This is a genomic window from Bacillus sp. FSL M7-1345 (assembly GCF_038006985.1).
Lineage (GTDB): Bacteria > Bacillota > Bacilli > Bacillales > Bacillaceae_G > Bacillus_A > Bacillus_A cereus_U.
On record NZ_JBBOWG010000001.1, the window covers coordinates 2,103,960 to 2,128,796 of the forward strand.

Consider the following 24,837-nt stretch of genomic DNA (forward strand, 5'->3'; position numbering starts at 1 on the left):
ATGGGAGATTGATTAATATGAAACTAGGTTTAATTGGATTAGGAAAAATGGGATTCCCATTAGCTGAACACTTACATGAAGACAAGCATGAAGTAGTTGTATACGATGTAAATAATGAGCTTGTTGAAAAGGCAGGAAAACTAGGGATTACTGCACGTCATACATTAAAAGAAATGATTGCTGAACTAGAAGCACCTCGTACAATTTGGGTAATGGTACCTGCAGGAGAAGTTGTTGAGTCAGTACTAAAAGATGTATATCCATTATTAGAGGAAGGCGATATCGTTATTGAAGGTGGAAATTCATTCTATAAGGATACGTTGCGCCGTGCTGAAGAAGCGAAAAGCTTTGGCTTACATTACGTAGATATCGGTACATCAGGCGGTGTAGAAGGAGCTAGATACGGTGCGTGCTTAATGGTTGGTGGAGAAAAAGAAATCTATGATCAATTAGAACCTTTATTTAAAGACTTAGCAGTAGGAAACGGTTATTCTTATGCAGGCCGCGTTGGAAGTGGTCATTTCTTAAAAATGGTTCATAACGGTATTGAATATGGAATGATGCAAGCAATCGCTGAAGGATTTGAAGTGTTAGATAAAAGTGATTTTGATTTCAATTATGAAGATGTTGCAAAAGTATGGGCAAATGGATCAGTTATCCGTGGTTGGTTAATGGACTTAACTGAAAAGGCATTTGCAGATGATCCGAAACTTGATGGTATTAAAGGTGTAATGAACTCTTCCGGGGAAGGAAAATGGACTGTTGAAACTGCGCTTGAACTACAAGCAGCGGCACCAGTTATCGCAATGTCATTATTTATGCGCTATCGTTCTCAAGAAGATGATACATTCCATGGGAAAGTTGTTTCAGCTCTTCGTAATCAATTCGGTGGACATGAGGTTGTGAAAAATTAGTTTTGTGAAACTCATACGAAAGTATGAGTTCTTTTTTATTTCTCATACTATTTTATGAAAGCTTTTACCTCTTTTTACTGTATTTTGTATAGAAATTTCTGATAATATAAAGATAGAATTTGAAAACAAAGGGGAGAAATGATTATGAAACTAGTCGTAATTAATGGTACACCAAGAAAGTTTGGAAGAACTCGCGTTGTGGCAAAATATATTGCAGAGCAATTTGAAGGGGAGTTATACGATTTAGCAGTAGCGGAATTGCCTTTATATAATGGAGAAGAATCACAACGTGAATTAGAGGCAGTAAAAAAATTAAAAGCTTTAGTGAAAGCTGCGGATGGAGTAGTACTATGTACACCAGAATATCATAATGCGATGAGCGGAGCGCTGAAAAATTCGTTAGATTACTTAAGTAGCAGTGAATTCATCCATAAGCCTGTCGCATTATTAGCGGTTGCTGGAGGAGGTAAAGGGGGAATTAACGCATTAAATAGTATGCGCATTGTTGCTAGAGGCGTTTACGCAAACGCAATTCCAAAACAAGTCGTGCTTGATGGATTACATGTGCAAGATGGTGAACTTGGAGAAGATGCAAAACCATTAATTCATGATTTAGTTAAAGAATTAAAAGCATATATGAGCGTATATAAAGAGGTGAAAAAACAATTAGGAGTTGAGTGATATGTCCTCTCTTTATCATGATTCTCGTTTGTATTACATTCTAGGAGCCAATAGTTTATCTGCTATTGGTTCTGGGATTGTTATGATTACGATTCCATGGTTATTGATTAGGGAAAGTGGAGGAGAGACGACATTTGGTTATGTTTCTATCGTTGCAACTCTCATAATGTTTTTATTAACGCCATTTATTGGGCAAAGTATAGATCGTTTTTCAAGAAAATATTTGTTGTTATGTAACGAAGGTATCGGGATAGCGATTATAGGAATGATGGCTATTTGGGGATTTGCTGGGCAATCATATAATTCTATTCATTACATTATTATTTATATAGCGGGTTCTTTCTATTATCTATTATTCTATCCTACAATTTTTGCATTCAACCAAGAAATATTTCAATCTGAGCATTATAAAAGTTTAAGCGGCACGATGGAAATACAAGGACAATTAACGCAAGTTATTTCAGGGGCAGCTGCTAGCTTTTTAATTGAAATCATTTCTTTGAAATGGATCTTATTAGTAGATATGTTAACTTTTGCAGGAGCATTTTTTCTTTTCTTATGTATACCGTATGTAAAGAAAAAAGAAGTAAAACGGAAAGTAACATTTAAGAAGCAATTGTTCGAAGGTATTCATTTTATGAAAAAACGTCCTAAGTTCTTTTGGTTTTTACTTGCCACTTATATGCCGTTTATCGGTGTTATGATGGCAAATTATTTAATCCCAGTTTATATTTCAGATATACTCAAAGCTAGTGCCTCTGTATACGCGATAGAAGGTATGATGTATGGTGTAGGGGCTGTTATTGCGGGAATAAGTATTCCAATCATGATGAAATATGTCAAAATAGAAGTTTCAATCGTTATGACGATGTTTATTTATGTAATTTCAATTACCGCAATGATTATTGAGCCTTCCATTATGTTATTATATGGACTTGCGATTTTTCATGCGATTGGAAATGCTGGAACGAGAGTGGCGAGAAATGTATTGATGATGGAAGAAATCCCAAATGAATTAATGGGACGTGTGGACAGCTTATTTCGACTAATTGGTACAGGAATTCGAATTGTATTATTAATGTTGTTTACGGCAGGCGTATCTAAAGCCGGGGTAATGATCCCGTTTTACGTACTAAGCTTTATATTGATCCTATCATTAGGGATTGCTTTTTATTATGTAATTTCAAAACGTAAAATGAAAGCGAATGTGTCTAATAAATCAATTGTTTAAAAAATACTTCTGCCTCCTTTTCTTTTTCTATATAATAAAAAGAAAGGGAGTGTTAACTTATTTATGAACAAATGGATATTGCTTATAATCTTATTACTACCTCCGCTATACATCATTTATATGACGTTTCGAATGAATAAAGTTGCTCGTGAAAAATTGAGTAATCACTCTCCATACGTTCTTATATTAGGTGCAAAGTTATTTGGAGATAGGCCTTCTTTATCTCTTCAAAACCGTTTGGATGTGGCGCTCGAATATTTACATGCTCACTCTGAGGTGAAAGTAATTGTTTCAGGTGGTCAAGGGGAAGATGAAGATATACCGGAAGCTCACAGTATGCGAAACTATTTAATGGTACATGGTATAGATGAGAATCGTATTTTAATTGAAGACCGCTCTACAAATACGTATGAAAATTTAAAGTTTAGTATGGATTTATATGATGTAAAGCATGCGGTAGTTGTAAGTAATACGTATCATTTATATCGAACGAAAATAATTGCAAAGCGTTTAGGGATAAAGATGGAAGCACTAGCTGCTGAAACACCGAGTCGTTCTAAGAAAAAAGCGTATGTGCGTGAATATGCTGCAATTATGAAAACGATATTGTTCGACCGTTAGAGCTCAAATGAGAGCTCTTTTTTTGTATAATAAAGCGTATCATTTGAAATGAATTCTATATTCCATCAAAATAAAGGAAACAACATGAAAGGAGTTGTGTCTGTGATTCAATTTAATCATGTGTCAAAAGCGTATGAAGATGGCACAAAAGCAGTGGATTCATTGCATTTAGAAATTAAAAAAGGAGAATTTTTTGTTCTCATTGGTCCGAGTGGTTGCGGGAAAACAACGACAATGAAGATGATTAATCGTTTAATTGAAACGACGGAAGGATCAATTTTAATCGATGGAAAAGATATTCAAGAATATAACATAAACGAACTGCGTTGGAATATAGGGTACGTGTTGCAGCAGATTGCGCTGTTTCCACATATGACAATTGCTGAAAATATTGCAGTTGTCCCTGAAATGAGAAAGTGGAGTAAGGAGAAAATAAAAACGCGTGTTGATGAACTGTTACATATGGTTGGATTAGAACCAGATGTATATCGTGATCGTATGCCAGATGAATTGTCGGGAGGACAGAAGCAGCGCGTTGGTGTCGTTAGGGCATTAGCTGCAAATCCGAAAATCGTTCTTATGGATGAACCATTTAGTGCGTTAGATCCATTAAGCAGGGAACAACTTCAGCAGGATATAGTGCAATTGCAAAAAAAAATTCAAAAAACGATAGTATTTGTAACGCATGATATGCAAGAGGCTTTATCACTTGGTGATCGCATTTGTGTAATGAAAGAAGGGAAAGTTGTTCAATTAGATACACCAGAAGGTATTATACATAATCCGAAAAATGAGTTTGTAGAGGAGTTCATTGGAAATCGTGGACGACCTTGGTATGAGGGGAAGAGTATAGAAGCGGTATTGCCGCTAGACAATCGTATACGAGTAGAAGGGAAGGCTCTATCTTTACATTCGACTTTACAAGAAGCGCTAGTCCGCTTACAAACTGAAGAGTCAGTGCCGGTTGAAGAAAATGGTCAATATGTTGGAGCGTTAACAAGTCGTCATATTGTCAATTACATTGTTGAACAAATGAAGGAGAGAGGCTAAACAGTGACTGATTTTATTCAAACGTTTCAAGAACGAAAAGTAGAATTGCTAAGTGCATTAAGTGAACATTTACAAATATCGCTTATTTCATTATTTTTTGCAGTAATTATTGCGGTGCCTCTTGGCATTCTATTAACGAGAAAAGAACGGATGGCTGAATTTATAATAGGGACTTCTGCTGTTATGCAGACTGTGCCATCACTTGCATTACTTGGACTTTTAATTCCATTAGTAGGAATCGGAAAACTTCCAGCCATTATCGCATTAGTTGTGTATGCACTATTACCTATTTTGCGAAATACTTATACAGGAATACGGGAATTAGATGAATCACTTATAGAAGCGGCGAGAGCTATGGGAATGAATAGCTGGAGAAGATTATGGAAGGTAGAGCTTCCTCTCGCATTGCCAATTATTATGGCTGGTATTCGGACAGCGATGGTATTAATTGTTGGAACGGCTACATTAGCTGCTTTAATAGGCGCTGGTGGACTCGGTAAGCTCATACTACTCGGTATCGATCGGAATGATCATGCGCTTATCATTTTAGGGGCCGTACCAGCTGCGTTACTCGCTTTATTCTTTGATATAGTACTTCGCATGCTTGAGAGGCCCAAACGCTCATATAAGCGCGTTATATTAACGATATGTATAGTTGTCGTAATGATCGCTTCGCCATTTCTTTGGAATACACAAAAGAAAGATATAGTTATTGCTGGAAAACTTGGATCTGAACCAGAAATTTTAATTCAAATGTACAAGCAACTTATTGAACAGGATACAGATTTACAAGTAGAATTAAAACCAGGCCTTGGGAAAACAGCATTTGTATTTGAAGCGTTAAAATCAGGTGAAGTAGATATATACCCAGAATTTTCAGGAACAGCTTTATCTACTTTCGTGAAAGAAGAACCGAAAAGTACAAATCGTGATGAAGTATATGAACAAGCTCGTATGGGAATGGAAAAGAAATATAATATGGTTATGTTAAAGCCGATGGAGTATAACAATACATACGCACTAGCTATGCCGAAAAAAATAGCAGATCAAAATAACATAAATACAATTTCTGATTTAGGAAATATTGCACAGGAAGCTAAGATAGGATTTACATTAGAATTTGCTGATCGTGAAGATGGTTATAAAGGTATGCAAAAATTATATAACTATAAGTTTTTAAATGTTAAAACGATGGAACCGAAACTACGCTATAGCGCAATTCAATCGGGGGATGTTAACGTAATCGATGCATATTCAACAGATAGTGAACTTGAGCAATATGGACTTAAAGTGCTAAAAGATGATAAAGGACTATTCCCTCCTTATCAAGGAGCGCCATTATTAAGAAAAGAGACGTTACAGAAATATCCTGAGCTTGAAAAAACATTGAATAAATTATCTGGAAAGATTACAGATGAAGAAATGCGAAAAATGAATTACGAAGTAAATGTGAATGGGAAAAGTAGTGAAGAAGTAGCAAAACAATTTTTACAAAAAGAGAATTTACTTCGTTGATTTTACAAGAAATATACAACTTTATATGTTTGAAATAACCGTTCATTACAAAATGAACGGTTTTTTTGTGCATACTTATACATTTTTTCAAAAAAGTATTCCATTTTTCTTCATTTTATTTTAGAATAAGTAATGTTTTCCTGAAAAAATATAAGAGAAACGTCTATTAGAGAATAGGTGACTTTAATAGTTGAACGAACATAACACCTAGAATGACAGATGGGGTGGTACAAATAGAAAAGAAGTTAGGGTTTTTTCCGTTAATCGCATTAGTAGTTGGAACAATGGTTGGTGGCGGTGTTTTTAGTTTACCGCATGATTTAGCAGTAGGAGCAAATAGTGGTGCAACAATAATTGGTTGGTGTATTACAGCGATGGGAATGATTCCGCTTGCGCTCGTATATCAAACGTTAGCAAGACAAAAACCGGAGCTTGAGGGCGGAATTTATAGTTATGCACGAGCTGGTTTCGGTGAATATATTGGTTTTAACAGTGCGTGGGGGTACTGGCTGGCAGGAATTTTAGGAAATGTCGCAACAATTATGTTGTTGTTTAGCACATTAGGTTATTTCTTCCCGATTTTTAAAGGAGGGAATAATATTGCGTCTATCGTTGGTGCCTCTCTTTTATTATGGACACTTCATTTTCTTATTTTATTTGGAATTCGTGAAGCGTCCATTATGAATGTTATCGCAACAATTGGGAAATTAGTTCCGATCTTATTATTTATTGTTGTGATGGTAACGGCGTTTCGCTGGGATACATTTACACATGACTTTTGGGGCGAAGGAACAATCTCAGTTTCCTCTGTACTAGGTCAAGTGAAAAATACAATGCTTGTAACTCTTTGGGTGTTCATTGGGGTTGAAGGAGCAGTTGTATTATCAGGAAGAGCTAAAAATAGCAGAGATGTTGGAAAAGCGACAGTACTTGGATTAATTTTAGTTATGTCTATTTATATTTTAATTTCTGTTCTGTCAATGGGAGCTATGACGAGAAATGAACTTTCGGTTTTAGAAACTCCTTCAATGGGACATGTATTAGAACATGTTGTTGGACCATGGGGGGCAGTTGCGATTAACATCGGTTTAGTTGCTTCACTTGTAGGGACATTGATTGGTTGGTTTTTACTTGTTTCTGAAATTTCGCATGTAGCAGGAAAAGATGGCGTGTTTCCGAAAGTCTTTACGAAAACAAATAAGAAGCAAACGCCGCATATGGCATTATGGATTTCAAATATCGTTGCCCAAATTATATTTATAATCGTTCTGTTTTCAGAATCGACATATCAAATTATGTATTTTATTGCGTCAACATCAATTTTATTACCGTATTTATTATCAGCGCTATTTCAATTGAAATTAGTCATTACGAAAGAGCTGAAAGTTGCGAGAGTAAAAAATGGCTTATTAGCTTTAATTGCTTGTGTATATTCTGTATGGCTCATTTATGCAGCTGGTTTAAAGAATTTATTACTTGTTTCAATTGTATATGGAATCGGGATTATCGTGTACGTTTTTGCAAGAAAAGAAAAAGGGAATCGTTGTTTTGTAGGTATAGAGAGATATGTGATGTGGGCAATTGTTATTGCAGCTATCACATCACTTTATATGTTACTGACAGGAAATATAAAAATGTAAAAGTCCTTTTAATTTAAAGGGCTTTTTTCCTTGTCTAGAGAATATTTAATACATAAGATATTCAGGAGGGATGAAAATGGAAGAAAAAGAACAGTTGTCTAGAATTATGGATTTAGCTAGTGATTTAAGGAAAGTATTAGTACAAGAATCTTTTTTTAATCATCATCCTGAACTTCGAGGCGTGATTGAAAATTTAGCGAGTTCTGTAGAGAATTTGGCGAGTTTGCAGCAAAATAAAGATGAAAATGCCGAAGATCGATTACGGTACGTACTTGCTAAAATGAAAATCGCTCATAATGCCATTTTACAAGAAAAAAAAGCATTTCCTTCTCATTAATATACGTTTTAATTTTGAACCTGACGGATGACGTCAGGTTTTTTATTTCTAGTTTTAGATTGTAGTTCATACACTAAGAATAGTATGAAAAAAAGAAGGTGACTACGTTGAAGTTACATAAAGCTCTTCATCCAAGTTTTATAAAGCGAATGTATTATATGAGGTTTATTGGGAAGTTTGCAAAAGCTGAGGGAGAGAAGAATGGGGAAAATTTCTTTGTACAATGTCTTTCTCCAATACCTTTAACTTTACAAGAGTTATTTCCGACTGGAAAATATTTGTTTGAAGGATTATGCAGTAATAAAAAGAATGAAAAAATCTTTACTGATTTAAAGAAGCGTAAATTAGAAAAGCAACTGGTTATGTTTCGTCTTTATTATGATCGTGGAAATTTATTACTGGAATTAATATGCACAGAAGAGCCTCGGGAAATAGCATCTTCATATAAATTGATTCCTTCACCAAAGGTCTCAAATTATAAAAAGAGAGCGTCTTTGGAACGGAAGTTAGGCAACGGTTACTTATCATTTCTTATGCCTAAATTACCAAAAGACTTTGAGCCTCCAGAATTATTGTGGCATGAAGGAAGGCTATATGGAAATTTATCGTTAAAATCATCAATAAGTTCAATTTCATATTTTGAGCAAAGAAAAGAATGTAAATATATTGAAATAAACGAGTGGATGAAACATGTAGAAATAGCAGTAGATGATCATTTATATTTTGTAAGTGAAAATGTGTATGCCCAACTAAATAAACGAATTGTTGAAGAAGGTAAGTTAGTTGAAGTAGAAGATATTAAAATGCAAAAGGAGGACTGGGAATGGGATGAGCGTGAATCCTCTTTTTTGCAGTATGTACAAAGTATGGTTCGTAATAAAGGGCTATATTTGGATGATACAGATATATATAATTTTCACATTAGTATTAAAACCAATATGTTAACAATTGTTGGTGGTATACCAGGTGTTGGGAAATCACGCTTTGTGCAAGCTTATGCAGAAGCACTTGGGTTACGTTATGGTGAAGAATTAATTTGGATTCCGATTTCACCATCGTATCAAGAACCACATGATATTCTCGGTTACCTTCATCCGAATGGTAATTTTATTGAAAGTGAAACGAAGTTAGTTCGGACATTGTTAAAGGCTAAAGAAAACCCAAATCAGTTGTATATAATTGTATTCGATGAAATGAACATGTCACATATTGAGCATTGGTTTACTCCGTTTCTATCTGTTCTTCAACTTGAAAAGAAAAATCGTATTTTGAGTTTGTATGAGAAAGTACAAGAAATAGAAAATCAAATTCCACCCTCAGTGGAAATTGGTGAGAATATTATTTTCGTAGGCACTGTAAATTTTGATGAAACGACGAAAGAGCTTTCCGATCGATTATTAGATCGAACAAATTTGATTACATTACAAAAAATTCCGTTTTGCGAGATGAGTATAGAACATGAGAAAGTTGTTCAGCAACCCCCGCTGAAAGTAACAACGGGAGAATTTCGACTCAATTGGTTTAGGAATAAAGAGATGATCGAAGTGTTTACTGAAGAGGAATTAGAGTTATTGGATAAGTTACATGATGTATTATCATCACACGATATATCAAAAGGAATTTCTTTCCGATGTGCAAGCGCAATCGCTACGTATTTGCAAAATATACCGTTCCAAAATAATCAATCCTATATGATTAGCAGGGAAGAAGGTTTTGATTTGCAAATAAAGCAACGTGTATTAACGAAATTAAGGGGGACAGAAATGACAGTGGGCTCTCTACTTTCTGAAGAAGCAAAAAGGGGAGCGACATTGATACCACTTTTACAGTCTCCGCTTGCAAATCGTGTATCTACATTTGAACATTCTCTAGCTTATATAAGACAAAAGCGTAGAGAACTGGAGCTGTATGGCTATGCAAAATGAGGAGCGTTATGAAACAGCAATCGTCGATACGAAAGAAACGCTCCCGTTTGTATTGAAGCTAATTATTGGTACTGAGGGAAAAGGCGATTTTATCCTTTTAAACCGGCTTTGTACGTCTACTACAGCACTAGTTCAATGTATTTATAAAGTACAGGAATTAAAACCACTGAAATTGCATTTCCATTATCAAAATCCAATGGATATTACATTCGTATGGAATAAAGTATATGAGGGACAAAAGAATATAAAAGAGTCACAATATGAATTAAATGAAAAAAAACAAAGAGTATTAGTGTATGAACATGGAAAAACTGAATTTTTTTATCCGTGGCGCTGTGGCTTATACCATTTTGAAGTGCGTATAGAAGATAGAACTTATTATGGTGCGTTTCAAGTTGTTCCTAAAAACTTTTTTGATGACCAATTTGAAATGATTCAAGATTATGTGAAGTCAATTTTAAACGAGTTAATTTTAGATAGAGGTTATTACAAGAAAACTTTCTCAGCACTTAGCGATATTGAAGATTCTTCTTATTTGGTACTGTTAAGAAAGTTGCCACAAAAAATGAAAAGAATAAAACAAATTTTTAAGAAAGTAGAATCGAATGCGGAATTTGTACACGAATATGAATGGGAAACGAAAGAGCGGAAGACAACGAGAAAAACTGCCATTATGACAGAAAGAAAGCTTTATGCGAAATATTACAACCGTAAATTTAAGGAGAAAAAAAATAGTATTGAAAATGCATTTCTTAAATTTAAAACGATGCAATTCTATTATTATTTACTTGAAGCAGAAAGTTTTGTACGCAAAACTATTGAAATACTAGAAGGAGAAAAGAAGAAAAAGTCAGATGAATTTCAGGCTGTTAAAACAATTATGAAAACGATTGAACGAAATGGGTCCGTGACGGATAGGGAAAAACAAAAATATAGAAATTTACATTTACTGAAAGAAGCAGATTTACGGAAAAGTTCTGTGAAAATACAAGAATATAAAATATTAGCTCATATCGTATATGAAAGCGTGCAATACTTTCGAAATTTATTGTATTCTCCATTTTGGAGGGAAGTTTCTGAAACAGCTACCATTAATTCGAACACTTTATCTATACCGCATCAACAATTAATCCACCATTTAGAATTGTTACCGCAACATACAGAGCAACCCCCATCTTTATTATTCGTATATAAACCAACGTTTTTAGTGTATGAGTATTACGCTTTTTTTATCGTTATTTCTATATTAGAACAAATCGGATTTGAAGATAAGAATCCTATCCGTGAACAAATACAAGAATATTTTTATTTAGACGGATTACAAGATGGAACGACAGTGATATTACATCGAGATGATATAAAAGTGCACGTCGCGTTTAATGATTTAATTGAAACACACCCTCTTATCGCACTAAGCAAAGGAAGTAATTTTTATAACGGAGAGGACACAAAGAAGCCGGATATTCGTTTAGATTGTTATGTAAAGGAAGAAGAAAAGTATGTATATAAATCTTCTATTATTATCGAAGTGAAATACAGCCCTATGTACAATATTTTTCAGCCTGTCGGTAATACGAAAGCAACTGAGCAAATGTATAAATACTGGTCCATTAAGTATGTAGAAGAACAGAATGGCAAACGAATTTTTAAGCGAAGAGCGATTTATGAAGTGATTTGTGTATATCCAGGTAGCCATATGCATAGTAAAAAAATTGAATCTGGTTGTGGAGTGTTTTTACAACTATATCCATATAAAACGAAACAAGGAGAAGAGAAGTTGGCTGGGAAGCATGGGATGATTCAAATTTTTGAGAAATGGTTAAAAAGTAATAAAATGTAAAAGGAATCCTTTTTAATGAAGGATTTCTTTAGGTTAAGAAGAATTATATGCCATAAGGAAAGAAGCATAACGTGGGTCGAACTTGAAAGGATAAACATTTTTCATTGGAGCAATTAACTTTCTTTGTATGTATGATTGTATAAGAAAGTAAGAAATGGTACATGCGGGGGAAAAGAGTGTGAAATAGGAATTTAATTCAATTTGCAGAATATAATAAGACATAAATATTTTTAGTTGCATACGAAGATTTGTTCTTATATGATAGTAAGTGAAAGCGTTATCAAAAACAGAACGGCGATGGGAAAGGCGGGTAAATATGTTCCAACGTGTTCAAACAAAGGAAGAACATTTTTGGTTCGAGCAACTGTGGGGAGATTTTTGTGAAGAAAGAAACTTAATGTTTGTAGAACGTAATTTAAATCCATCACGATTTTTATTAATAGAAGATGAACATCATATTGGTACAGTAGAATGTATTAAGTTTACAGTACCTGAACAATCAAATTCTGAGTTTTTCTATCCGTTTTCTAAAAATGATTTAGTGAAAGATTTGAAAAATGTGTATGAAATAGGAAAGTTAAGTATTGCGAAAACGTCTCGGGGGAGAGGACATTTCAAAAGGCTGGCAGCTATTTTATTTATGCATGCGTTAGAGACGAAAGCGGAATGGTATATTGCAGCAGTTACAAAAAGAATGTATATGTATTTACTTACACTCGGTTTTCCAATTGAACCGATAGATAGTCCATTCCAGTTTCATGATACTTTACAAGGTGTACCAGTGCGGATTCATGCTCGAAAAGGGGCTACACATCTGTATTCTTTGAAAGAATTCCGTGATATTATTCAAGGGAATGCTCATGCGCAGGTACTTATTGCAGAATACAGTAAAAATATTATGTTAACAAAATGAAAATATATGAATATGTATAGTATGAAGAAGGGTGTCATATTACAGTCATCTTTCTTCATACGAAAAAGTAGACCCTTATTTTTGTAATAAGGGTCTAAAAGGTTATAGTCCAAATATACTAAAAATCATTTTACGACGCTTCGGTTTCTTTTCTCTTTCATATGTTGGTTTTGCATCAGGAGTAATGTATATTGGTTCTTCTTTTTTTAGGGCAGCTTCTAGTTTTTGAATTCGTTCTAACATTTCCTCCATTTCGCGGCGATGTTGTAAAAGTTGGTATGTAACGACATCATTTGCTTTATCTTGCATTTGTTCTTCCATTCGATCTAGTCTTCTTGTAATTGTGGTTAATTGAGCTGTTAATTGTTTAAAATCATTCGATGATGTATTTTGAACAATTGTGTTTACTTGAGTTTTTAATTTTTCTACATCATTTGAAGATGTTTTTTGAGTAGTTTGAGAGTTTTGAGGCTGGTCCATTTGAGAACGATGGTATTCTAACATTAAATCTAAATCACCTTGTGTAAAAATAAAATGACCATATTTATTTTTTTTTATCGTAAGATTTAATTGTTGTGCAATCCGGACAACAGCCTTTGGGCTAACACCTAATTTCTTTGCGATAAATGGTGTTTTATATTCCAAAATAATCCCTCCTATATATATCCTGTTGAATGATTTCTAGTTATGTAGCAAGTTCCCTTCAGGTGTGACAAAAGAAGTGTGGAATCGGCAAAGAAAGTGTTTTTTCACGAAGTTTAGCTGTTTAGCACATACGATTTATATAAATCATTTTCAGTTATCGGAAAATTGGGCTTATTATAGTTTGACGATAATAAGCTAATTAGATTATCATAATTATAAATATCTTTTTTATGTATGCATATAATATATAAAAAGGTGGTTACTAATGTAGAATTTTATTAGAGTATAAGAATGCTTACTTCACTTGAATAAATTTAAGTAGGAGGTGGCTTCCTTGCTTACACTGTAAGTAAGGAAAAGTATTTGGACATATATAGTATAAGTATAGTGATTGTTTTGATTGCCTTAACGGCATTTTTCGTTGCAGCAGAATTTGCAATTGTTAAAGTGAGGAGTTCACGAATTGACTATTTAATTGCAGAAGGAAATAATCGTGCAATATCTGTCAAAACAATCATTACAAACTTAGACGAATATTTATCAGCTTGTCAATTAGGAATAACTGTTACAGCTCTTGGGATTGGGTGGTCTGGTAAACCTGCGCTAAAGCACATGTTTGATGTGTTGTTTGCAAATTGGAACGTCCCTACTCAACTCGCAGACATTTTCGCTATAATTTTGGTATTTTTGTTTATCACATTTTTCCATGTGGTAGTAGGAGAGTTAGCTCCAAAAACATTTGCGATTCAAAAAGCAGAACAAGTGAGTTTCTTTGTTGCTAAGCCACTCATTTTGTTTTATCGGATTGCATTCCCATTCATTTGGATTTTAAATGGATCAGCTCGGTTAATTACAAAGTTTTTTGGGTTGAAACCACCAAAAGGGCATGATGAAGTGCATTCAGAAGAAGAATTGCGGTTGTTAGTTTCAGAAAGTTATAAAAATGGTGAGATTAATCAATCTGAATATAAGTATGTGAATAAAATATTTGAATTTGATGATCGTATTGCGAAAGAAATAATGGTACCACGAACAGAGATGAATATTTTAAATAAAGAAATGCCTGCTGAAGAGGCTTTACAAAAAATGTCTCATGAAAAATATACGAGGTATCCGGTTGTTGATGGTGATAAGGACCATGTAATAGGCTTTGTGAATTTTAAAGATATATTTACAGATTTTGTGAAGCATCGAGTTGTTAGTGAAAAGACAGTGGAGCAATATATTAGGCCAATTATTTTAGTTATTGAATCTATCCCAATTCATGATCTATTTTTAAAAATGCAAAGAGAAAGGACACATATCGCTATATTAATTGATGAATATGGTGGTACATCAGGTCTTGTAACCGTTGAAGATATTTTAGAAGAAATTGTAGGGGATATTCAAGATGAGTTCGATACTGATGAACAACCGGAGATCCAACAAGTTAGTGAGACGAAAACGATTTTAGAGGGAAAAGTACTTGTTAGTGAAGTGAACGCATTATTAGGTTTGACTATTGATGACGATGATGTCGATACGATTGGCGGTTGGATTCTAACAAAAAATATTGAGATTTCCGAAGGCGATACCATTAAAATTGAAAATTATAAATTTTGCGTGAAAAAATTAGATGGACACTATATTAAGAGGTTAGAAGTAACGAAACCTTCAGAATCGATTGTTATTGTTGGAGATGAAAAAAAGATTTCGCTCCAAGAACAAATTAGTTCGTAAACTCTGCTTTGTAGCAGAGTTTTTTTTGAGCAAAATGTTTTTTGGTGTATTAGGGCTATGATACAATTACATAAGTCAGACCTTTCACTAGGTGAAGTAAATGTAATGTATTATTGTATACATATATTTGGAAGGAGAACCACTATGAAAAAGCATTTATATATAAATGGGATATGGAAATCAGTAGGGACGTATAAACCATTGTATGCACCATATTCTGAAGAAACATTAGCGGAGATTGCGCAAGGTACAGAAGATGACGTTAAGGAAGCAGTAGTTTCAGCTAAAAATGCAATGAAAGAAATGAAAAAATTATCTGCATACGATCGCGCAACCATTTTAGAAAAGGTTGCACAAAAAATGGATGAGAGAAGAGAAGAGTTTGCAGAGATTATCGCAAAAGAAGCTGCAAAACCAATTCGTGCTGCACGGGGAGAAGTAGATCGCACTGTTCAAACATATAAGTTTGCAGCTGAAGAAGCGAAGCGAATATATGGTGAGACGTTACCATTAGATGCTGCGCCAGGAGCAGAGGGCCGTATAGCGTATACAATTCGACAACCAATCGGGGTTATTGGTGCTATTACACCGTTTAATTTTCCGCTTAATTTAGTAGCACATAAAGTAGGCCCAGCAATTGCGGCTGGAAATACTATTGTGCTAAAGCCAGCAGACCAAACGCCACTTTCGTCGTATGCATTGGTAGAATTATTTGAAGAAGCTGGTTTACCAAAGGGAGCTTTCAATATAATTTCTGGACCTGGATCTGTTGTAGGTGAGGCATTAGTAAAAGATGAGAACGTTGCTAGTATTACTTTTACAGGAAGTCCGAAAGTAGGTATTGGAATTAAGGAAAAATCTGGATTGAAACGAGTGACGTTAGAATTAGGATCGAACGCTGCTGTAATTATTGATGAAGATGTTGAATTGACAGACGAAATAATTGAACGTGTAAAATGGGGCGCGTTTGTGAATAATGGACAAGTTTGTATTTCAGTACAACGTGTTTTTGTGCATGAATGCAAAATGGAGGAGTTTATTACAAAATTAACGAAAGCAATGGAAAACGTTGTAGTAGGAGACCCGCTTCATGAAGAAACAGATGTATCGGCACTTATTTCAAAAAACGATGTAGAACGTATAAATTCATGGGTGGAAGAGGCAGTTAAGGAAGGAGCAAATGTTGTATACGGTGGTAACAAACGTGATGCAAGGATTTTTGAACCAACTGTATTAACAAATGTTCCAGAGTATGTATCTGTTCAGTGCCAAGAAGTATTCGGTCCACTTATGACTGTAAATACATTTAAAGAATTTGATGAGGCTTTAGAACAAGTAAATAATTCACGTTATGGATTACAAGCAGGTGTATTTACAAACAATCTATGTAAAGCAATGCGTGCAATTGATGAATTAGAAGTCGGTGGTGTCATGATTAATGATATTCCAACGTTCAGGGTAGATCATATGCCTTATGGTGGTGTAAAAGAGAGTGGCACAGGCCGTGAAGGGATTAAATATGCAATAGAAGAAATGACAGAAATGAAATTAATATGTATTAAAAAATAAAAAGTACACTTTTTTAATCAAGTGTACCTTTTATTTTACTTCATTTCTTGTTTGAAAATATCATCTTCGGCATAAATGTGTTCTTTATCTACAGCAGTGCTATGAGATAGTACTAAACCGATTGGTGTTTCTGTGCCTTTATTTTGAACAATTGTAAAAGGAACATTTTTTTCATTTGCTAATTTAATGTATTTTGATAAATGTGGGTAAGCAATGCTACCATTTAGGAATAGTTGTAATGATTGAGAAGAACGCATGCTACCTGTTACTTCTGTATACACATTACTTTGCATTACTTGACCGATGGTTAAAGCGATTTCTACACGCTCACGTAATGTAGTTAAGTACATATTACGTTCTTCTGGTTTGTTTTGCTTTTGGCCATATATGCCTTCTTGGAGATAGTCTTCCACATTTTTATTTACCATATTTTTCACACCTTTCACTTCTTATTGTACGCAAGAATTAAAAAGGATGCAAAAAAAGTAGTTTTGAACAGGAAAATAATTTAAAAAATGAGAAGGGAAAAGGGATATATGAATACAACTTATTTAAATAAGAAAGGAAAAATAAATTTTATCAACAGAAATTAACAAAATGTGACAAAAATCTATTAACGAAATGTATTTTTTGTGTTAATATTCAAAATATAAAGGGTATTCGTCGTATGGAAATGGAGGGAATGGAGGTTTTTCCAATCGATAAGGATATTAAAGAAGTATTTTGTTCGCACTTGAAAAACAACAGGCACCAATTCGTAGAGAACTGGAAAAACAAAATGATAATTTCCGAAAAAGATCCATTTAAACAAGAAGTTGTTCAAAATGGAGAAAATTTATTAGAGTTAATTATCGAACTTATTATGGAAGATAAAGACATTAATTATCTTCAGCCATTATGTGAGAAAATGGCTATTGAGCGTGCAGGTGCAGATGCGAATATTGGAGATTTTGTTTACAATGCAAATGTGGGAAGAAATGAACTTTTTGAAGCAATGTGCGAATTGGATGTAAGCGCCCGTGAATTGAAACCGATTATGGCCAAAATACATACTTGTTTTGACAAATTAATTTATTATACCGTTTTAAAATACTCAGAAATTATATCGAGGAATTTAGAAGAAAAACAGCAATATATAAATGAAACACATAAAGAAAGGCTTACGATTCTAGGGCAAATGTCGGCTAGTTTTGTGCATGAATTTCGTAATCCGCTAACTTCGATTATGGGATTTGTCAAGCTATTGAAGACAGACCATCCTCATCTATCGTATTTAGATATTATTTCACATGAATTAGATCAATTGAATTTTAGGATTTCGCAATTTTTACTTGTATCGAAAAAAGAAATGTGGAATGAATCGGAACGTTTTTGGCTAAATGACTTATTTCAAGATACTATACAATTCTTATATCCAAGTTTAGTTAATGCAAATGTTTTGATTGAAAAGAATTTGCCGTATCCTATTCCACTCGTTGGTTACCGGAGTGAAGTGAGGCAAGTAGTTTTAAATATTTTAATGAATTCGATTGATGCTCTTGAATCGGTGAAAGAAGAGCGGAAAATTATCATTGATGTATTTGAAGAGGATCAGGCTGTGCGCATTGTTATAAAAAATAATGGACCTATGATTCCAGCAGAAAATGTAGAGACTATTTTTGAGCCATTTGTAACTACTAAAAAGCTAGGAACTGGTATCGGATTATTTGTATGTAAACAAATTGTAGAAAAACATAATGGATCCATATTGTGTCGTTCGAATAACGATTGGACAGAATTTCAAATTACGTTTCACAAGTAAACAGTCTACACCATACGAATGGTGTAGACTGTTTTAATTTGTAAGTATAACGGTCTCTAATTTTGGATCCTCAGCTGAATAACCTACCATTGAAATTGTGTAAATTGTATTTGGTTCAACGTTGAATTTCGGAATGGTTAATAGTACTTTTTTTGTATCCGCAAGTGAAACTTCAATATCTGCTGTACCAGGGCTAACTTGTAAAAAATCTGTTATTTGTTTAAAGAGTACATTTTCAAATAAATGATCCCCATCTTTTAAATTTACATTTACTACTGGAGTGTCTGGTGAAAAATGTGCAAACCGTATTTTTGCTTGACCAGATGGTAAATGAGTATTATCAAGAATAGGTTGTAATTGGAGATGATTATCGCTATTGACTGCTGCAAGGGTATAAGCGTGATTCCCCATTATTGGTACTAATGCTGAGAATATTGGAGTTTCGTTTCCGACAGGGACAATATCAATACGGTATTTACCTTGTACTAATGATAAATAAGGACTGAATTGTTTAAAAGAAATATTTTTAATAACCTTTTGTCCGTTTATTATAATATCAACTGCTGGTGTATGGGGAGCTGTGTGAAAAATTCTCATATGTGACGGTAAAGTTGCTTCTTGTGAATCTCTCTTTTCATATGCTTGTACAAGTTTTGTAATTGCATCATGGTATTTCATATAGAGTTCTACATATCTTTTAGGATTGCTATATTGATAGTAACGAGCGAGCTGTTCGTAACGTGCAGCTTCTTGTCCATACTTTTCAATTTCGGATTGAGTCATGAACATTCCTCCTTTATCATCATTACAAATATATGCGAAGCTAGAAAGAGGTTATGCAAAAAACTTACCTTTCTAGAAGGAAAAGTTAAAATGGGGATTTTTTTATTTATAGGCAAACACACATACAAATCGATAATTGTCCTACATAAATTATAAAGGAAAGGTAGTTTGACTTTTATGGAAGGAGTGGAACCCTAGGGATGGGGATATCCCAATAGTTATTGGGAGGAGGATTTGGTGCAATAGGCTGTGGGACGAATTATGGATTTGCATTATGAGTATTTCTATTAATTTTAGTGATGCGTTGGATAAGGTAATACCGATAAAAGAGCGTCGTGCCGAACTGATTAATATGGTTAATCGGTTCTTTTTTTATTGTTCTAAACAGGTGATACTATTTGTTAAGTAATAGTTACGATAAATATGGCGAAGTAAAATGTCGAATTTTGTTTGAAAATATGCAATATAAAGTAGGATAATAGGAAGGAGAATAACGGGAGTTCCGTCGAAGTTTACACAATGTCAGCAATTGAGGGGAGCTGATATTATGTTGAAAAAATATTCGATTTATTGTTATCTTAAATCAGGAAGGGGTATTTAAGGGTAAAGATAAGGATTGGTCTTCGTGTTTGATTCTGAATTTTCTGTTTTATAATTAATATTTAGCACTCATTTGTATATTTTATAATAGTTTTTTGATAAATTCACTGCTTTCGCAGAGGGTTCTTTTTTATGAAAGAAACGTCAATTTTCTTCATATATATATACAAATTGGAGAAATGGGGGAGCGCTATGCGCGATTACTTAATTAAGCCACTTGTTGGTCAGCCGTATCCAATGATTTCACATGGAAAAGGTGTTTATTTATATGATCAAAACGGAAATAAATATTTTGATGGTTCGTCAGGAGCGATTACGGCAGGTATTGGACATGGCGTAACAGAGATTGCGGAAGTTATTAAAAAACAGGCAGAGGAGATTGCGTTCGTTTATAGATCACAGTTTACGAGTGAACCGGCCGAAAAATTAGCGAAGAAGTTGAGTGATTTAAGTGTAGGAGATTTGAACTGGAGCTTTTTTGTGAATAGTGGTACGGAAGCAAATGAAACAGCTATGAAAATCGCAATTCAGCATTTTCAGGAGCGTGGCATTCAAGGGAAACATAAAATTTTGTCACGGTGGATGAGCTATCACGGGATTACAATGGGAGCTTTATCTATGTCTGGGCATCCACTGCGCAGACAACGTTTCGTTTCTATTTTGGAAGATTATCCGACTATTCCAGCGCCATATTGTTTCAGATGTCCTGTACAAAAGGTATATCCAACATGTCAACTTTCTTGTGCGACTGAACTAGAAAGAGCGATTGATCGAATTGGTGCAGAGCATATTGCAGCTTTTATTGCTGAACCGATTATCGGAGCTGCTGGAGGCGCGGTTGTCCCACCGAAAGAATACTATAAAGTAATTAAAGATATTTGTAGTCATTACGATATATTATTTATTGCGGATGAAGTAATGACTGGACTTGGTCGTACTGGTGCATGGTTTGCTATGGAGCACTGGGGTGTAGAACCGGATATTATGACGCTTGGTAAGGGGCTAGGAGCGGGTTATACACCAATGGCAGCGACAATTGTAAGTGACCGTGTTATGGAGCCGATTTTACATGGATCACGTTCTGTAATGAGCGGACATACGCTTAGTGCAAATCCATTGTCTGCAGCAACGGCTTTAGCTGTTATTGAATATATGGAGAAACATAATTTACCTGAAAAAACAGCAGAAAAGGGAGAGTATTTGTTAAAAGGTTTGCAGAAAGTTCAACAACAATCGACAATCATTGCCGATGTGCGTGGAAAAGGGTTGCTAATTGGAATAGAATTGCAACCGTTTACAAAGGCATCAGAGCTTATTTCAGTTGCTGCTAAAAATGGACTGCTCTTATACCAAGCTGTTTCAGGGCAAGCAGGAAAAGAGGATAGTGCACTGCTTGTTGCACCACCAATGACAACTACATATTCCGAGTTAGATGAATTACTTTCAATTTTTGTACAGAGCGTGGAAGAGATGATGCAAAAAGGAGGGCATAGTATCGCATGACAACCATTACAAATACATTCGGTAAATTAAAAGAAATAGAGGAAGTAATTTCTTTGTTCCATGATGATATGACATTAATGTTTGGGGGATTTGGAGGAATCGGATCCCCACCATCTTTAATTCAAGCTGTTTTAGATAAAGGTATTACAAATTTAAATTTAATAGGAAATGATACTGGATTTCCTGATGTAGGAATCGGTCGTCTTGTTACGAATGAAAGGGTTAAATCTTTAGTTACTTCTCATATTGGGTCAAATCCAAATGCGGGAAGACAATTAAATGAAGGAAGATTGCAAATTGAATTCTCTCCGCAAGGAACACTCGCAGAGCGTATTCGCGCTGGCGGTGTAGGGCTTGGTGGTATTTTAGTTGATGTTGGTGTTGATACGATTGTAGAAGAAGGAAAACGAACAGTTGAAATGAATGGAAAGACATATTTAGTTGAAACAGCTTTAACGGCTGAAGTCGCAATTGTATATGCGAAAAAAGCGGATCCGTTTGGCAATCTTGTATTTGATAAAAGCGCTCGTAATATGAATCCACACGTAGCTATGGCTGGTGACATAACGATTGTAGAAGCAGAAGAAATTGTTCCACTTGGAAGTTTAGATCCAGAAGAAATTGTCGTCCCAGGTGTATTTGTAAATTATATCGTGCCATCGGAAGGAGTGAATTGGAAATGGGTATGGGCGTAGAAGTAAGAGATAAGATTGCAAGACGTGCAGCGAAAGAAATTCAAAATGGTATGCTTGTAAATTTAGGTATTGGGATTCCATCGCTTGTACCGAATCATTTGCCAGAAGATATGAATGTTATGTTTCATGCGGAAAACGGTATTGTTGGTATGGGACCAACGCCAAGTAAAGGGAATGAAGATGAGAATTTATGTAACGCAGCCGGTTTACCAACATCTCTCATTACAGGAGCAAGTTATTTTGATAGCTGCATGGCATTTGGCATGATTCGAAAAGGATTACTTGATGTTACGATACTTGGTTCGTTACAAGTAAGTGAAAATGGTGATTTAGCGAACTGGATTGTACCAGGAAAACGTGTTCCAGGTATTGGAGGAGCGATGGATTTAGCGCAAAAAGCGAAGCGGGTCGTTGTTGTGATGAATCATGTTGATAAATACGGAAATGCAAAGATTGTTTCGGAATGTACATTGCCATTAACCTCGAAAAAATGTGTAGATTTAATTATTACAGACATGGCTGTCATGGAAGTGACTCCAAGAGGACTTGTCTTACAAGAATTAATGAGTCCGTACACTGTAGAAGATGTAAAACGACATACGACAGCTGATTTTCATATAAGCTCAAATTTACTAGTAATTGAATGAGGGGAGTTGTAATATATGGAGCAATTAAAAAAACAAGTTTGTGATTATATTGAGAGTCATGAAGAAGAGAGCGTAAAATTTTTAACACGATTAATTCAAGAAAAGAGCGTATCTGGTGATGAAAGTGGTGCGCAGGCAATTGTTATTGAAAAGTTGCGTGAGTTAGGTCTAGACCTTGATATTTGGGAGCCTGCTTTTAATGAAATGAACGATCACCCTTATTTCGTATCACCTCGTACAAGTTTTACAGATAGCCCGAACATTGTAGCGACTTTAAAAGGAAGTGGCGAAGGGAAATCTATGATTTTGAACGGGCATATTGATGTCGTGCCAGAAGGGGATGTAAATCAGTGGGATCATCATCCATACAGTGGAGAGAAAATAGGAAACCGCATATATGGACGTGGAACAACAGATATGAAAGGCGGCAATGTCTCACTTATGCTTGCGATGGAAGCGATTGTTGAATCTGGTATTGAACTAAAAGGTGATATACATTTTCAAAGTGTAATAGAAGAAGAGAGCGGTGGGGCAGGAACATTAGCCGCTATTTTACGAGGATATAAGGCAGATGGCGTTATTATTCCTGAGCCGACGAATATGAAGTTTTTCCCGAAACAACAAGGGTCAATGTGGTTTCGTCTACATATAAAAGGCAAAGCAGCACACGGTGGTACACGGTATGAAGGAGTAAGTGCAATTGAAAAAAGTATGTTTGTTGTAGATCATTTGAGAAAATTAGAAGAGAAGAGAAACGGTCGAATTACAGATCCGTTATTTAAGGGGATTCCGATTCCGATTCCAATTAACGTTGGGAAAATTGAAGGGGGAAGCTGGCCAAGTTCTGTTCCCGATTCATTAATTTTAGAAGGAAGATGTGGTATTGCGCCGAATGAGACTATAGAGGCAGCAAAAGAAGAGTTTGAAGGCTGGATTGGTGAATTAAAAGAAGTGGATAGTTGGTTTATAAAAAATCCTGTAGAAGTAGAATGGTTTGGAGCGAGATGGGTTCCTGGTGAACTAGAAGAAAATCATCCACTTATTACAACGCTTCAACATAACTTTGTTGAAATCGAAGGGAACGAACCGATTATAGAAGCTTCGCCATGGGGAACAGATGGAGGTTTGTTCACACAAATCGCTAACGTACCAACGATAGTATTTGGTCCAGGAGAGACGAAAGTAGCACATTATCCAAACGAATATATAGAAGTTGATAAAATGATTGCTGCCGCAAAAATAATTGCATGTACATTACTAGATTGGTGTGAGGTGAAGAAATGAAATACTATGAATCTTTTAGTGAACAGACAAAGCATTACACAGTAGAAGGGGTTTTAGATTATTTTAATAAACGTGTTAGAGTTGATCACTATACAGGAAATGTTGAAAGTATTATACAAACAATCGATGAATTAGCAGAGAAACATTCTTTCACTAAATGTATTATTAAAGGAAAGGGAGAGCATGTTTCAACATGGCTCTCTTTCGGTTTCTTACTGGAAGCAACGATACCTCATTATTTTCAAGGACACGATGCGCACTTCTTCGTGAAATATCATAATGATGAAAGACGAAATAGTATTCATTGGACTGAGGAAGATACCATTTTAAGTGGTGTAAAAGCAAAAGAAGTGAAAGAAAAAATAGTCCCAGAGGAATTTGTGTTAAGAAAAGCGACAGAAGAGGATGCGGAAGAATTAGCAATTGTCTTTGGAAAAGTATTTGAAGTTTATCCGACACCTTTAAATGATGCGAGTTATGTAAAGCAGACGATGAAGGAAGACGATACAATTTACTATGTTTATGAATTCGAGGGGAAAATTATTAGTACAGCATCTGCTGAAATGAACGTGAAAGAAGGTAATGCAGAATTAACGAATTGTGCTACATTACCTGAATATCGAAAACATGGTTTCATGAAAAGTCTGTTAATTAAATTGGAGGAAGAGCTCCAAGAAAAATCTATTTTTTGTTCTTATACAATTGCTCGCTCGCTATCTTTCGGTATGAATGCAGCCTTTCATCAATTAGGCTATACATATACGGGAAGGCTTGCGAATAATTGCTACATTTTTGATAAGTTGGAAGATATGAATATATGGGTGAAAGATTTATCCAGCTATTCGAAAGCAGTAAGACTCCCGCCTCAAAATTCGGCTGTAAAGCAAAGAAGTTAGGTGGGAGTCGGGTTAATAATCAGTGGGG

General features: G+C 34.9%; 22 protein-coding genes. 19 read left to right on the forward strand and 3 right to left on the reverse strand.

Annotated features, from left to right (window positions below; all coding sequences use genetic code 11):
• Positions 1–17 precede the first annotated feature (17 nt).
• From gnd to MHB76_RS11000, 11 genes are all read left to right on the forward strand, one after another.
• Positions 18–914 carry a phosphogluconate dehydrogenase (NAD(+)-dependent, decarboxylating) gene (gnd, locus tag MHB76_RS10950; RefSeq protein ID WP_078174246.1) on the forward strand — a complete coding sequence of 299 codons (897 nt, stop codon included), beginning with the start codon at positions 18–20 and terminating at the stop codon, positions 912–914.
• 144 nt (positions 915–1,058) lie between these two features.
• On the forward strand, positions 1,059–1,595 hold the full coding sequence (locus tag MHB76_RS10955; protein ID WP_000780366.1) for an NADPH-dependent FMN reductase: 537 nt from the start codon (positions 1,059–1,061) through the stop codon (positions 1,593–1,595).
• A 1-nt stretch (position 1,596) separates the two neighbouring features.
• Positions 1,597–2,826, forward strand: a complete 1,230-nt coding sequence (locus MHB76_RS10960; RefSeq protein ID WP_002200621.1) for an MFS transporter — start codon at positions 1,597–1,599, stop codon at positions 2,824–2,826.
• 63 nt (positions 2,827–2,889) lie between these two features.
• Positions 2,890–3,447 (forward strand): YdcF family protein, encoded by a 558-nt coding sequence (locus MHB76_RS10965; protein ID WP_078174245.1) that lies wholly within the window; start codon positions 2,890–2,892, stop codon positions 3,445–3,447.
• A 102-nt stretch (positions 3,448–3,549) separates the two neighbouring features.
• Entirely contained in the window at positions 3,550–4,497 is a 948-nt protein-coding gene (locus MHB76_RS10970) for an ABC transporter ATP-binding protein (RefSeq protein ID WP_033711815.1), read from the forward strand.
• A gap of 3 nt (positions 4,498–4,500) precedes the next feature.
• Entirely contained in the window at positions 4,501–6,012 is a 1,512-nt protein-coding gene (locus tag MHB76_RS10975) for an ABC transporter permease/substrate-binding protein (protein ID WP_078174244.1), read from the forward strand.
• A 212-nt stretch (positions 6,013–6,224) separates the two neighbouring features.
• On the forward strand, positions 6,225–7,652 hold the full coding sequence (locus MHB76_RS10980) for a basic amino acid/polyamine antiporter (RefSeq protein WP_002119048.1): 1,428 nt from the start codon (positions 6,225–6,227) through the stop codon (positions 7,650–7,652).
• A 76-nt stretch (positions 7,653–7,728) separates the two neighbouring features.
• On the forward strand, positions 7,729–7,989 hold the full coding sequence (locus MHB76_RS10985) for a hypothetical protein (RefSeq protein ID WP_002085825.1): 261 nt from the start codon (positions 7,729–7,731) through the stop codon (positions 7,987–7,989).
• A gap of 107 nt (positions 7,990–8,096) precedes the next feature.
• Positions 8,097–9,914 (forward strand): AAA family ATPase, encoded by a 1,818-nt coding sequence (locus tag MHB76_RS10990; RefSeq protein ID WP_199709550.1) that lies wholly within the window; start codon positions 8,097–8,099, stop codon positions 9,912–9,914.
• Positions 9,904–11,754: a hypothetical protein gene (locus tag MHB76_RS10995; protein WP_078174242.1), complete on the forward strand. Its 1,851-nt coding sequence runs from the start codon at positions 9,904–9,906 to the stop codon at positions 11,752–11,754. The genes MHB76_RS10990 and MHB76_RS10995 overlap by 11 nt, the downstream gene beginning before the upstream one ends.
• Before the next feature lie 316 nt (positions 11,755–12,070).
• Positions 12,071–12,667, forward strand: coding sequence for a hypothetical protein (locus tag MHB76_RS11000; RefSeq protein WP_002157977.1), 597 nt, complete (start codon positions 12,071–12,073; stop codon positions 12,665–12,667).
• A 102-nt stretch (positions 12,668–12,769) separates the two neighbouring features.
• Here the strand turns inward: MHB76_RS11000 and racA are convergent, their stop codons facing one another.
• On the reverse strand, positions 12,770–13,312 hold the full coding sequence (gene racA, locus MHB76_RS11005) for a chromosome-anchoring protein RacA (RefSeq protein ID WP_002157976.1): 543 nt from the start codon (positions 13,310–13,312) through the stop codon (positions 12,770–12,772).
• 363 nt (positions 13,313–13,675) lie between these two features.
• Here racA and MHB76_RS11010 point away from each other — a divergent pair, with 363 nt between their 5' ends.
• Together MHB76_RS11010 and MHB76_RS11015 are read left to right on the forward strand one after the other, a co-directional pair.
• Complete coding sequence (locus MHB76_RS11010; RefSeq protein WP_078174241.1) at positions 13,676–15,031, forward strand: hemolysin family protein; 1,356 nt, start codon at positions 13,676–13,678, stop codon at positions 15,029–15,031.
• 144 nt (positions 15,032–15,175) lie between these two features.
• Positions 15,176–16,600, forward strand: coding sequence for an aldehyde dehydrogenase family protein (locus MHB76_RS11015; protein ID WP_088099036.1), 1,425 nt, complete (start codon positions 15,176–15,178; stop codon positions 16,598–16,600).
• A 35-nt stretch (positions 16,601–16,635) separates the two neighbouring features.
• On the opposite strand, the gene MHB76_RS11020 is transcribed toward MHB76_RS11015, so the two are convergent.
• Positions 16,636–17,028, reverse strand: a complete 393-nt coding sequence (locus MHB76_RS11020; protein WP_002157973.1) for a YueI family protein — start codon at positions 17,026–17,028, stop codon at positions 16,636–16,638.
• 239 nt (positions 17,029–17,267) lie between these two features.
• On the opposite strand from MHB76_RS11020, the gene MHB76_RS11025 reads away from it, so the two are divergent.
• Positions 17,268–18,401 (forward strand): BA2291 family sporulation histidine kinase, encoded by a 1,134-nt coding sequence (locus MHB76_RS11025; protein WP_324287228.1) that lies wholly within the window; start codon positions 17,268–17,270, stop codon positions 18,399–18,401.
• A 33-nt stretch (positions 18,402–18,434) separates the two neighbouring features.
• Here the strand turns inward: MHB76_RS11025 and MHB76_RS11030 are convergent, their stop codons facing one another.
• Positions 18,435–19,184, reverse strand: a complete 750-nt coding sequence (locus MHB76_RS11030; RefSeq protein ID WP_078174239.1) for a DUF4397 domain-containing protein — start codon at positions 19,182–19,184, stop codon at positions 18,435–18,437.
• 792 nt (positions 19,185–19,976) lie between these two features.
• Between MHB76_RS11030 and MHB76_RS11035 the strand changes: the two genes are divergently transcribed.
• The 5 genes from MHB76_RS11035 to ablB are packed head-to-tail and all read left to right on the forward strand — an operon-like array spanning position 19,977 to position 24,809.
• Complete coding sequence (locus MHB76_RS11035) at positions 19,977–21,287, forward strand: aspartate aminotransferase family protein (RefSeq protein ID WP_002157971.1); 1,311 nt, start codon at positions 19,977–19,979, stop codon at positions 21,285–21,287.
• Positions 21,284–21,982 (forward strand): acetate CoA-transferase subunit alpha, encoded by a 699-nt coding sequence (atoD, locus tag MHB76_RS11040; protein WP_002085805.1) that lies wholly within the window; start codon positions 21,284–21,286, stop codon positions 21,980–21,982. The genes MHB76_RS11035 and atoD overlap by 4 nt, the downstream gene beginning before the upstream one ends.
• Entirely contained in the window at positions 21,967–22,629 is a 663-nt protein-coding gene (locus tag MHB76_RS11045; RefSeq protein ID WP_002202118.1) for a CoA transferase subunit B, read from the forward strand. Before atoD ends, MHB76_RS11045 begins: the two co-directional genes overlap by 16 nt.
• Before the next feature lie 15 nt (positions 22,630–22,644).
• Positions 22,645–23,913, forward strand: a complete 1,269-nt coding sequence (locus MHB76_RS11050; protein ID WP_016104759.1) for a peptidase — start codon at positions 22,645–22,647, stop codon at positions 23,911–23,913.
• Entirely contained in the window at positions 23,910–24,809 is a 900-nt protein-coding gene (gene ablB, locus MHB76_RS11055) for a putative beta-lysine N-acetyltransferase (RefSeq protein ID WP_002200607.1), read from the forward strand. Before MHB76_RS11050 ends, ablB begins: the two co-directional genes overlap by 4 nt.
• Positions 24,810–24,837: the final 28 nt, after the last annotated feature.